The sequence below is a fragment of the Pedobacter nototheniae genome, from assembly GCF_004335085.1.
In the GTDB taxonomy this organism is placed as follows: domain Bacteria; phylum Bacteroidota; class Bacteroidia; order Sphingobacteriales; family Sphingobacteriaceae; genus Pedobacter; species Pedobacter nototheniae.
Map to the genome: position 1 here is coordinate 41,022 of NZ_RQRS01000024.1, position 13,200 is coordinate 54,221.

General features: G+C 36.2%; 7 protein-coding genes. All 7 read left to right on the top strand.

The annotated features are described in order from the left end of the window. Positions 1-109 precede the first annotated feature (109 nt). The gene (locus EHC72_RS18490; RefSeq protein WP_131539192.1) at positions 110-3,253 is read left to right on the top strand and encodes a SusC/RagA family TonB-linked outer membrane protein; all 3,144 of its coding nucleotides are present in this window, start codon (positions 110-112) and stop codon (positions 3,251-3,253) included. A gap of 11 nt (positions 3,254-3,264) precedes the next feature. Continuing rightward, a complete protein-coding gene (locus EHC72_RS18495; RefSeq protein WP_131539193.1) occupies positions 3,265-4,791 on the top strand; it encodes a RagB/SusD family nutrient uptake outer membrane protein in 1,527 nt (508 codons plus the stop codon). 95 nt (positions 4,792-4,886) lie between these two features. Continuing rightward, entirely contained in the window at positions 4,887-6,293 is a 1,407-nt protein-coding gene (locus EHC72_RS18500) for a glycoside hydrolase family 30 protein (protein ID WP_131539194.1), read from the top strand. Positions 6,294-6,338: 45 nt separating this feature from the next. Continuing rightward, complete coding sequence (locus EHC72_RS18505; protein ID WP_131539195.1) at positions 6,339-8,129, top strand: cellulase family glycosylhydrolase; 1,791 nt, start codon at positions 6,339-6,341, stop codon at positions 8,127-8,129. Between the two features lie 83 nt (positions 8,130-8,212). Next, positions 8,213-9,334: a multiheme c-type cytochrome gene (locus EHC72_RS18510; protein WP_131539196.1), complete on the top strand. Its 1,122-nt coding sequence runs from the start codon at positions 8,213-8,215 to the stop codon at positions 9,332-9,334. A gap of 120 nt (positions 9,335-9,454) precedes the next feature. Continuing rightward, on the top strand, positions 9,455-11,782 hold the full coding sequence (locus tag EHC72_RS18515; RefSeq protein ID WP_131539197.1) for a TonB-dependent receptor: 2,328 nt from the start codon (positions 9,455-9,457) through the stop codon (positions 11,780-11,782). 4 nt (positions 11,783-11,786) lie between these two features. After that, positions 11,787-12,587: a DUF4249 domain-containing protein gene (locus EHC72_RS18520; protein ID WP_131539198.1), complete on the top strand. Its 801-nt coding sequence runs from the start codon at positions 11,787-11,789 to the stop codon at positions 12,585-12,587. Positions 12,588-13,200: the final 613 nt, after the last annotated feature.

Here is a 13,200-nt window from a genome sequence, read left to right on the forward strand (position 1 = left end):
AGTAGACTTGAAATAGACTAAAATAATTTTCCTCCATTAGATTTGATTTGAGTTGCAACTGCTGTGCAGGCACTCGAGCTAACCAAATCATTAACTAAAAACTATTTCTATGAGAGGAAGATTTACATTCGTATTCTTCATTTACTGTATCATGGTATTTCCATTCGCTTTAAAGGCACAGGATATAACAGTTACAGGAAAAGTAACAGATCAAAAAGAAGGGTTGCCGCTTCCTGGGGTAACCATAAAAGTAGAAGGAACGCAAAAGGCCACCTCTACAGATGCCCAAGGTCGGTTTTCAATTCAGGCTGCAAATGGCGCAAAATTAACATTCAATTTAATTGGTATGATAAGCAAAACGGTAACCGTTACTTCATCTACTATTAATGTGGATTTACTTGCCGATACTAAAGAATTAAGCGAAGTAGTTGTAGTGGGCTATGGTACGCAGAAAAAAGCTTTAGTAACCGGTTCAATTTCTAGCGTAAAAGCTAAGGATTTAGAAACCATGCCTATCAATAGAGTAGAGCAAGCTTTACAGGGTAGAACATCAGGTTTAACCATTGCTAGTGGTAATGGCCAGCCAGGATCTGCTTCAACAGTTAGGGTAAGGGGATTTACTTCTTTCGCTTCATCTGGTAATAATGATCCACTTTGGGTTGTTGATGGAGTAATTGTTGATAATGGCGGTATTGGTTATTTAAATCAATCGGATATTGAATCTATTGAGGTTTTAAAAGATGCAGCTTCACAAGCTATTTATGGTGCCCGTGCTGCAAATGGGGTAATTATTATCTCTACTAAAAAAGGTAAAGAAGGGCGCTTAGCCATTAATTACAATGGATTTTACGGTACACAAGCGCCTGCTAAAAAACTAAAACTATTAAATGCAAACGAATATGCTATGATTAGGAATGAAGCTTATACCAATAGCTATGATCCAACCTCAGGCAATGCTTTTGCACTTCCTTATTCAGCTACTACTAATTATGGAGAAGGTACGGATTGGCAATCTGTTGTGTTTAATGATGATGCCCGCAGACAGACTCACGAATTCAGTGTTTCTGGTGGAAGCGATAAGTATACATTTTATACTTCATTTGGTTACATAGAACAACAAGGTATTGTTGCCACACCAATTTCTGATTTTAACAGAGCCAATGTTCGGATTAACTCTACCTTTAAACCAGCTAAATGGATTAGTTTTGGTCAAAATTTAGGCTATAGCCACTCTGTAAACAGTTCATTAGGCAATACCAACAGCGAATTTGGTGGTCCTTTGAGTTCGGCAATTCACCTGGATCCAATTACTCCAGTTATTCAAACCGATCCAACCGCTATTACCAAATCTCCTTATACAATTGCAAATATTATTAGAGATCCGGCAACAGGTTTCCCATATGGTATTTCAGGTCCTGTTGGTCAGGAAATGAGTAATCCGCTAGCCTATATCCAAACCAGATTAGGTAATTATGGATGGGATCATAATATTGTAGGTAATGCTTTTCTTGATATTGAGCCTATAAAAAATTTGAAGTTTAGGTCATCATTAGGAACTAAAATAGCTTTTTATGGTTCAGAATCTTTTACGCCCTTATTCTGGTTAAGTCCATCGAATACAAATACAAAGGCAAATTTTTATCGTGAAATGAACCAAACATTAAACTATAACTGGGAAAACACGATAAGTTATTCTAAAAACTTTGGCAAACACCATGCATATGCCCTTTTTGGACAAGGTTATTATATGGATAACAATAACCGTGGCTTAAATGTGAGGTTTAACAACGTAATTGCACAAAATTTTTATCAAGGTAATTTAAACTATAAACCTGCTACTGCCGATATTCAAGGTGACGGTAGTGATGGAACTTTACACGTAGTTAACTCTTTATTTACCCGTGTTACTTATGATTATGACGAAAAATATTTGTTTACGGGTATTATGCGTCGTGATGGTTCTTCACGTTTCGGTACAAATAATCGTTTCGGTTATTTCCCTTCAGCATCACTTGGATGGGTACCTACAAAAGAAAGTTTCTGGCCAACAAACAAAGTTGTTAATTTCTTAAAACTACGTGGTAGTTATGGTATTACAGGTAACGATGCGATTGGCGATTTTAGTTATGTATCATTAGTAAACAGCGGTAGGAATTATACTTTTGGCACTACTGATGTAAGTACCATTGGATGGAGCCCTGCTGCTTTATCAAATCCTAATTTGAAATGGGAAGAAACACGCCAAACAGATATTGGTTTAGATGCAACTTTATTTACTGATTTTACCATCAGCGCATCTTACTTTAAAAAGAAAACAGTAGGTGTATTGCAAACTCCTTCTATTCCGCTTTATTTAGGTGCCGCAGGTGGTGCCGCCGAAAACGTTGGTGATATGCAAAACACAGGTATCGAGTTTGAAATAGGCTACAGAAAGAAAATTGGTGAACTTAACTTAGGTATTAATGCTAATATTTCAACCTTAAAAAATAAAGTTACCAAGTTATTGCCCGGTAGAGAATTTATTGAAGACAATGCACAGAGTTTTCAAGGTATGGGTAACTTTACCCGCACCGGACTTGACCGCTCATTTAATGAGTTTTTCGGCTACAATATGATTGGCATTTTTCAATCACAAGCTGAAATTGATGCCTATAGAGGGCCAGGTGGTACAATTCTGCAACCTTCAGCAAAGCCTGGAGATATTAAATTTGAAAACCTAGATGGCAACGAAACTATAAATGCTGCCGATCGTACCTATTTGGGTAGCCCACTTCCTAAATATACTTATGGGATTACCATTAACCTAGCTTACAAAAACTTTGATTTTGTTGCATTTGGCAATGGGGTTGGAGGCAATATGATTTTCCAGGGATTAAGACGTTTAGATGTAACTTACGGTAACTGGCAAAAATCAATTCTGGATAGATGGACTCCTACAAATCCATCAACCACTACGCCTCGTGTAGCGGATAAAGATTTAAATGGAAACTATACCAAATTCTCTCAAAAATATTTGGAAAAAGGAGATTACTTCCGTTTAAAAACCCTACAAATTGGTTATAACCTTCCGGGAAATTTTATTAAGAAAATCGGAGCACAAAAAGTTCGTGTATATCTAATGAGTGAAAACCTTTGGACGATTACAAAATACACAGGTTACGATCCTGAAATTGGTGGTACTGTGTTAGGTGTAGATAGAGGAATCTATCCACAAGCCCGTTCGTTCATGGTAGGTTTAAATGTTGGATTCTAAAAAAAATTAAAATGAAAAAGAATATTTTAGCTATTGCAGCCCTATTAACCGCTTCACAACTAATGGTTTCTTGTCAAAAACAACTGGATGTAAATCCACGCGAACGTATTTTGGAAACAAGTTATTATCAAAACCAACAGCAAGCTTTTACCGGTTTAGTAGCCGTTTACGATCAGTTGGGTAATCAATCTGGTGGTTATCTAACAAAACTTAATCTATTTAGTTCAGCTTCAGATGATCATTATGCTGGCGCCGATTCTCCATCAGATTTGGGAGATTTGCAAGCGATGAACAATTACACCGTAAATTCATTATCCGGCGCCCCAAGTTATTTATGGGGTAAAGGCTTTACCGGAATTTATCGGGCAAATGTTTTGATGAAAAAAATTGAAGGCATTTCTATGGATGCATCTACAAAAGCAAGATATATTGCCGAGGCGAAAGCATTGCGTGCTATATTTTATTTTGATTTAGTGCGTATTTTTAAAAATGTACCGCTAATATTATCGCCTGTAGAACCTTCTGCCATGTTTGATGTTACGCAAGCAGCCCCTGCAGATGTTTACAAACAAATTGAAGTAGATTTAACCGATGCACTAGCCGCACTCCCTGCAACAATTCCTATTGCTGATGCTGGCCGTTTAAATCAAGGTGCAGTACACGCCGTTTTAGGTAAAGTTTATTTATGGCAAGAAAAATGGGGGCCAGCTGCCGCAGAATTTGCCTTAGTTAATGGTTCAGCGCCTGGTGTAAGTGTTTATGGCTATAAATTATTACCAAACTTTGCTGATTTATGGAACTGGAAAAATAAGTTCAATTCCGAATCTATCTTAGAGCTTAGCTACAATACTACATCCAACATGGGCTGGAGTAACGTTGGTAGCCGAGAGGGTAATGTGATGGGCATTTTAGTAGGCCCACGTAGTTATGTTCCTGTAATTGCAGCGCAGGCACCTGATTATGTTTCAGGCTGGAGTGTAATGCCAATTACCAAGGAATTGTTTGACTTAATTCATTACGATCCCCGTAATAAACCAACAGTTGCCAATTTAGATAGTTTAGAAAAGGCTAAAATTGTTACTTATAAGCACGCTAATGATAATACCGGATATTTTGTTGAAAAATACGCTGGAAGGGTTTCTACTAAAGCTGCCATTGGGCAGTTGGAGTTAAACTTTGGTCAGAATATGTACGAAATACGGTTGGCAGATACTTACTTAATGGAAGCTGAAGCATTATTAAAAAGTGGCGCTGCTGTTGGTGCTGGTACAAGAGCGTATATTTTCTTTAATGCCGTTAGAGCTCGCGTAGGTTTAAACCCTGTTGAAGTAACAATGGATAACATTATGAAAGAAAGACGCCTAGAGTTGGTTGCTGAAGGACAAAGATGGTTTGATTTAGTTAGATGGGGACTCGCACCTACTAAACTTGCCTTTAAAGGTTTTAAAGCAAATAAAAATGAAACTTTGCCAATTCCACAGGCTGAATTAAATAACACTAAAATACTCCAAAGTAAAGAATGGGGTGGTACAAAATAATTTAAATTACGGTTAATTGTTGACAGGGAGAGGCACTAAAAAACTCTTCCTGTTTTTTATAACCTTCTGCTGTCTCCATTTCTTATTTGATTTTTATGATGATAAACAAACTTTTCGTTCTCCCATTAACATGCTTATTGGCTACATTATCCTTTTCCAGTCAGGCACAAACTACCCCACAGCTTTGGCTCACAAAAGCTGATAAATCTATTTTATTTGCGAAACAAGATCTTCCATTAAAGTTCACTACAGAAAAAAATAATCAGCCTACTATTTTGGTTAATGATGAGGAGATTTTTCAATCCATTGATGGTTTTGGATATTCATTAACAGGTGGTAGCGCTCAGCACATTATCAATATGTCTGCTGGGGCAAGAGCCGCATTACTTAAAGAATTATTTGCAACCGATGGGAATAACATTGGTGTAAGTTATATCCGTTTAAGCATTGGTGCATCAGATTTAAATGAAAAAGTGTTCTCTTATAATGATCTTCCTGAAGGGCAAACAGATTTACAGCAAAGTAAATTTGATTTAGGTTTAGATAAAAATGATGTGATTCCAGTAATGAAGGAAATTCTGGCAATTAATCCTAAAATTAAAATATTGGGTTCGCCATGGTCTCCTCCTTTATGGATGAAAACCACTTACGATGCCCGAGGCGGTATGTTAAAGCCCGAATATTATGATGCCTATGCTAAATACTTTGTGCGCTATGTGCAAGAAATGAAAAAAGAAGGTATTGTTATAGATGCTGTTACCGTTCAAAATGAACCACTCCATCCTGGAAATAATCCAAGTTTGCTAATGCCAGCACCAGAACAGGCTACATTTGTTAAAAATAACCTCGGACCTGCATTTGCAAAGGCAGGGATTAAAACTAAAATTATTATTTACGATCATAATGCCGATCGACCGGATTACCCCATTACAATTTTAAATGATCCACAGGCGGCTAAATATATTGATGGCTCTGCATTTCATTTATATGGTGGTAAAATAGAAGCATTAACGGATGTACATAATGCACACCCCAATAAAAACATTTATTTTTCTGAGCAAATGGTTGTTGACCGTCCCGGAAGTACAAATATTAATATTACAGGTCCTGTTAAAAGGTTAATTATTGGTGCAACCAGAAACTGGAGTCGCAATGTATTGGAATGGAATTTAGCAGCCGATTCTGAAAATAAACCTTTTACAGATAGAGGTGGATGCCCAACTTGCCAAGGCGCAGTTACCATTGATAAAGATGTAGTGAGTAGAAACCTTGCTTATTACTCTGTTGCGCATGCTTCAAAATTTGTTCGTCCAGGTTCGGTACGTATTTCATCTACTGAATTTAACGATTTATCTAACGTTGCTTTTAAAACTCCCGACGGTAAAATGGTGCTTATTGTAGCCAATACCGGCAAAGAAACAGCAAAATTCAATATTAGTTTTAAAGGCAAAATACTTGCTGCAAATCTGGATAAAGGCGCTGTTGGAACTTATATTTGGTAGCTATTTATTAATCCCGTTTTATATTTTACGTAATCAAAATTTCTTATGTCACAAAAAACAATCAAGATTCGCTCCGTTTTTAGTTTAAATGCTTCAAAATTATTAAGCTTCCTTTTTTTACTTGTTACACTATCTTTAAACGGCTTCGCTCAAGGTTTTCTAAAAGTTGAAGGCAAAAAAATAATAAATGAAAAAGGTGAAAATGTTCTGCTTCGGGGCATTGGTTTAGGTGGTTGGATGTTGCAAGAAGGCTATATGCTTAAAATTAATAAAGATGCACAGCAATATAGAATTCGCGAACGTTTGGAAGATTTAATGGGCACCAAGCAAACGCAAGAATTTTATGATGCATGGTTAAGCAATCATACCCGTAAAATAGATATAGACTCTTTAAAAGCATGGGGCTTTAATTCCGTTCGCTTACCAATACATTATAATTTGTACACCTTGCCTGTTGATAAAGAGCCTGTTGCGGGGCAAAACACGTGGTTGGAAAAAGGATTTGCTTTAACAGATAGTTTGCTTTCTTGGTGTAAGGCCAACAATATGTACTTAATTTTAGATTTACATGCGGCACCTGGTGGGCAAGGGAGCGATTTAAATATTGCAGATAGAGATCCTTCAAAGCCATCCCTTTGGGATAGTGAAGCCAACCAGCAAAAAACCATTGCACTTTGGGTAAAACTAGCCGAGCGCTATAAAAATGAGCCTTACATTGGTGCTTATGATATTTTAAATGAACCAAATTGGGGCTTCCAGAATTTAGAAGAAGATAAAAACGGGACTAAAGAAAAATTAAATGCTCCTTTAAAAAAACTGATGGTTGATATTACTGAAGCCATTCGTAAAGTAGATCAGAAACACATTATCATTATTGAGGGCAATGGATGGGGTAATAATTACAATGGTATTTTTCCGGTTTGGGATAAAAATATGGTTTTGAGTTATCATAAATACTGGAATTATAATGATGAGGCTTCCATTGCGCATATAATAAAAGCTAGAGATGAACAAAATGTTCCGGTATGGTTGGGCGAAACTGGAGAAAATTCTAATGTTTGGTTCACCGATGCTATTCAGCTTTTAGAAAAAAATAATATAGGCTGGTCATGGTGGCCCCTAAAAAAGATTGGGTTCAATAATCCAATGGAAATAAAATCTAATCCAAATTACGATAGTGTGGTTAGGTATATGAATGAAGGTGGCAATAAACCAAAAGAAAGCAATGTTTACAGCGGCTTAATGGAATTGGCTACCTATGTGAAATTAGAAAATACAATTATCCATAAAGATGTGATTGATGCCATGATCCGTCAGCCATTTTCTACCGAAACCAAGCCTTTTAAAGCTAATTTGATAAAAAATAATACAATAATTAACGCTGTAGATTACGATTTAGGAAGAAATGGTTATGCTTATTTCGATACCGATACCGCCGATTATCATGTATCTACAGGGAAAAGAGGTGCAGGCAACCGTGGTCGCATTTATCGTAATGATGGTGTTGATATTTTAAAGGATTCTACAAAGTATGAAAAGTATTATGTAACCAATATTGAAAAAGGAGAGTGGTTGCAATACACCGTTTCAGTAGAGAAGAAAGGAAATTATAACTTAAAATTAAATACGGCTTCCAGTCAAAATGAAGGGAAAATATCAATAGCCGTAAATGGTAAAATTGTAGCAAGCGACATTAGTATCCCAAATACAGGAAATAGCAAAACCTTTATACCCTTCGAAATTAAAAATATTCCATTAAATGCCGGTAAGCAAAGCATAAGAGTGATAACAGATACAGGTGGTTATAATTTTAGCTATATTCAGTTTTTAAAATAACAAAACATCCCTTGAAAGGCTTTAAGCGCATCCTCATTATCTTTGCTACCATTGTTGTGGCCGTTATTATTTTATCGAGATGTATGAGCGTAGCCGATAAATTGCCAAAAGATATTCGGGGAGAAAATTATACCGGAGCCGCAACGTGCATAAAATGCCATGCGGCTCTTTCTCAATCTTATGCGCACAGTCCGCACGGTTTAACCTCTAAACCAATCGTTAATAAAGATTTATTAAAAGTTTTTGCACCAGATTCTAACTCCTTTTCTTATAACGACCATATGCGTGTTGTAGTGGAAAAAAGAAAAGATGGAATATATCAGGTTGCTTATGAAAATGGAAAGAAAACCCATGCAGAGCGTTTTGATATTCAATTTGGATCAGGAGAAAAAGCCTTTACTTATGGCTACTGGAAAGACAAGAAGCTATTTGAATTGCCGCTGTCTTATTTTTCATCTATAAATAACTGGGCAAATAGTCCTGGTTTTCCAATGGATAAAATTTATTATAGTCGTGGCATAACTAGTCGTTGTTTGGAGTGTCACGGCAGTTACGTAGAAAAAAAGATTACCCAAAAAACCTCTTTGGTTTTGGATGAAGAAATGGAAAAGGGATCCTTAATTTATGGGATAGATTGCGAGCGCTGTCATGGGCCAGGCAAGCAACATGTTGTTTTTCACATGGAAAATCCTGAAGAAAAGAAAGCTAAATTTATAACCATTTATAAAACATTAAGCCGCAAGCAAAAAATGGACGCCTGTGGCGTATGCCATTCTGGAAATAATGTTTTACCCCAGCAATCGGTTTTTGGTTTCCAGCCCGGCGATGATCTCGATGCTTATTATTTTCAGGATTTTGTTTCCTTTGGAGGAGCTAATCCAGATGTGCACGGCAACCAAACCGCCATGTTAATGGGCAGTATGTGCTATCGGAAAAGTGAAACCATGACTTGCCAATCTTGCCATAATACGCACGAAAGTGTTAAAGGGAATATGCAACTTTATAGTCAACGTTGCATAAGCTGCCACCAAACAACCCAACATAGTGCAATTACCTTAGCTAAAGGGGTTTTAAAAGATAATTGTATTGACTGCCACATGCCAAAGCAACCCTCAAAGTTAATAAGTTTCCAAAAGGCCGGTCAGGATCAAGTAAGTCCTTATCTTTTGCGTTCGCATCATATCGGTATTTATCCTGCTAAGTAAATTTTACATAATTTGTTAGGTTAAAAGGCGCTATTTAACATTCAATGTCTTGCATTTATGTTTTTTAAGAAGTTGTAATTCGTACATTTGGCATCAATCTCAATAAGATTCTCGTTAGATATGCCCTTAAAATTTTACTTACCCTTTTTCTTGCTTTTCCTTTTAGGTAGTTCTTCAATTGCACAAAATAAGTTTACTTTAAGTGGTACCATTCGCGATGCCAGTACTGGAGAAACCTTAATTGGTGCAACAATTAAATTAGCGGGAAACACTACAGCAGGCACACAAACTAATGGTTATGGCTATTATGCTTTATCGCAACCAGCTGGTACTTATACGGTAACTATCAGTTATACAGGCTATAATTCCATTACTAAAAGCATTAATTTAGACAAGGATATTAAGCTAAATGAGGAGTTAAAAAGTGCAAATGAACTAGGAGAAGTAGTGGTAAGTGCCAGCAATCGCAAAAATGAAAATGTGAAAAGCGCACAAATGGGGTTAGAAAGAGTAGATATGAAATCGCTTAATTCTATTCCAGTTTTATTGGGCGAAAAAGATGTTTTAAAAACAATTCAGCTATTACCAGGTGTAAAATCTGGTGGAGAGGGCAATACCGGTTTTTATGTTAGAGGTGGTGCCGCAGATCAGAATTTAATTATGCTTGATGAGGCGGTTGTATATAATTCATCGCATTTACTTGGTTTCTTCTCTACCTTTAATGCCGATGCAATTAAAGATGTAAGCCTATATAAAGGTGGTATGCCAGCGCAATATGGTGGTCGTTTATCTTCTGTTTTAGATGTTAAAATGGACGACGGAAATAATAAGGAATTTAAATTTCAGGGTGGCATTGGCTTAATCGCCTCACGATTAAAGGCCGAGGGACCAATTGTAAAGGATAGAGGTTCTTTTATGGTTAGCTTTCGCAGAACTTATATTGATTTGTTTCTAAAAGCCTCCCCAGATTCATCCATAAATGGAAGCACTTTAAATTTTTATGATATTAATGCGAAAGCCAATTATAAAATAAACGATAAAAACACTATTTACATTTCTGGGTATTTCGGGAAGGATAATATTGGGGTGAAAGATCTTTTTGAAAATAATTGGGGCAATGTAACCACTACCATTCGCTTAAATCACATTTTTAATGCAAGGTTATTTTCAAATACCTCTTTAATTTACAATAACTATAATTATACGGTTCGCTTGCTTAATGATGCAACCAATTTTAAGGCAACTTCTTTAGTAAGGGATTTTAACTTTAAAGAGGATTTTCAATATTTTAGTAATAAACACACGCTTCGATTTGGTTTAAATTCTACCCAACATCGTATTTCTCCAATAGATATTACCTCCACCTCGCAAGAATCGCAAGTAAATTCATTAACACAAGAAAAACGTTATGGTCTCGAATCTGCTATTTACATTTCTGATGAGTGGGCAGTGAACGATAAATTAAATTTTCTGTACGGAGTACGTTTGTCTGCATTTTCTTTAATGGGGCCGGTTAATTTTGGTAAATACGATGAGAATGGGAATATCAGTAAGATAGATCATGTAGAAAGTGGCAAGTTTTATAAAAACTATCTTAATTTAGAACCTCGCTTTTCGGTAAGCTATTTATTTAATGAGCAAAATTCTATTAAAGCTTCATACAATCGAAACACACAAAACATTCACATTTTAACTAATGCTACATCAAGTTCGCCAACAGATCAATATGTGTTAAGCAGCAATAATATTAAACCTGAAATTGCCGATCAGATTGCTTTAGGTTATTTTAAAAACCTGGAGGAAAATAATTATGAACTTTCAGGCGAAATCTATTATAAATGGATGCAGAATCAAATAGATTATAAAAATGCAGCACAGTTAATTGCCAATTCTAATGTGGAGTCAGAATTGCTTTATGGCACTGGAAGAGCTTACGGAATGGAACTATTTTTCAAAAAGAAATTTGGAAAGTTAAATGGTTGGGTTGGTTATACACTTTCTCGTACCGAAAGAAAATTTGCAGAATTAAATAACGGAAATTATTTTCCAGCTCGTCAGGATAGAACCCACGATATATCTGTTGTAGGGATTTATAATTTGAATAAACGCTGGACATTCTCTTCGAGTTTTATTTACAGTACAGGTAATGCCGTTACTTTTCCGGCAGGCAAATACAGCGTAGGCAACCAAACTATGTACTATTATACCCAAAGAAATGCAGGAAGAATGCCATACAATATGCGTCTTGATTTAAGCGCTACACTAGAAGGCAAGCATACAGGACGCTATCAATCTAGCTGGAATTTTGGAATTTATAATGCTCTTGGACGCAAAAATCCATACTCAATTGAGTTTATTAACGATCCAAAAGATTCAACAAAAACAGTAGCCGAACAAACTTCGCTCTTTGGAATGATTCCATCTGTAACCTGGAACTTTAAATTTTAGCAACATGAAAACATTAACTCTATATTTTGCCATCCTTTGTTTGTGTTTAACTTCGTGCAAGAAAATTATTAGTATTAACACTGATAATGCTGAAGCACAAATGGTTATTGAAGCGAATATCAGCGATAAATTGGCAGATCAGCAAATAAGAATTACTAAATCTGTAGGCTATAGCGATCAAAGTATTTATCCTAAAGTAAGTGGAGCAACCGTAACGGTAACCGATAGCAAGGGTGTCAACTATGTTTTTGTAGAAAAAGAACCGGGTTTATACATCAATAGAATGAGGGGGATTCCTGGTTTAACGTATAGCTTAAAGGTAAATGCCGAAAGTAAAAGTTATACAGCTAGCTCTACAATGCCACAAACCGTTAAATTAGATTCTGTTGGCGTTATTAGCAATAGCTTTTTTGGTAAAGAACGTAAAACTGCTGCGGCTTATCTTGTCGACCCTGTAATGGATGCAAATTATTACCACTTCTATTTATATGTAAATGGCGTGCTTTCTAATCGTGTTTATGTAAATGATGATCGCTTAACCAATGGAAATAAACTTCGTTTGCAATTGTATTATGAAGAAAGTGATGATAATGATGATGGACTTAAAACTGGAGATAAAGTGAGTGTAGAAATGGAATGTATTGATGTTAATATTTTTAAATATTGGTATGCTTTGAGTCAACAATCTGGTAGAGGACCAAATCAGGGAACAACTCCGTCAAATCCTACTTCGAACATTTCAAATAATGCTTTGGGCTATTTTTCTGCTCATACTTATCAGAAAATTAGTATCACTGTACCTTAATTAGTTTGAGGGTTAAAATCGTTTGTTTATTAACCATGAGTTTATTTCTGGTAATTTATTAAATAATTCTTCTTTTCCGCTGTCCCGTCTGGCAAGACAAATCTTTATTCCGCCGCCGCGGTGGCTTTATTCTTTTTGACAACAAAAAGAACCAAAAATTGTCGGCTTGCAATTTTTCTGTTTAAGGCAGTGGGTAGGCTTGGATTGTGCTTCCCGAATAATTGACCATGCCGATTGGAAGCTTAACGAAGAAACAGTAGTTTGGACTTGTTAGTATTTTAAGCGATCGCTAAACTAACTTTCAATTATTTACCATCTTTTCCGATTACGCCCAGGCATAGCAGCATTTCGCAGGATAGCTCATTATAATTCTTGTACTTATTTTCATTATCCGAATAACCAAAGGAATATGCAGCGAGGGTTGGGATTGCGAATTGGGTTAAGCCTCATATTACTGCTTTAAGAATTATAATGCTGCTATGCAAGAAGGGTGCCAGCCTTGACTTTTGGTTACCTTTTTGTTAAGAAAAAGGTACGATGCCTGTCTGGCAAGACAATGTTTTCCGCTGCCGCGGGGGCCTTATTCTTTTTGACAACAAAAAGAACCAAAAAT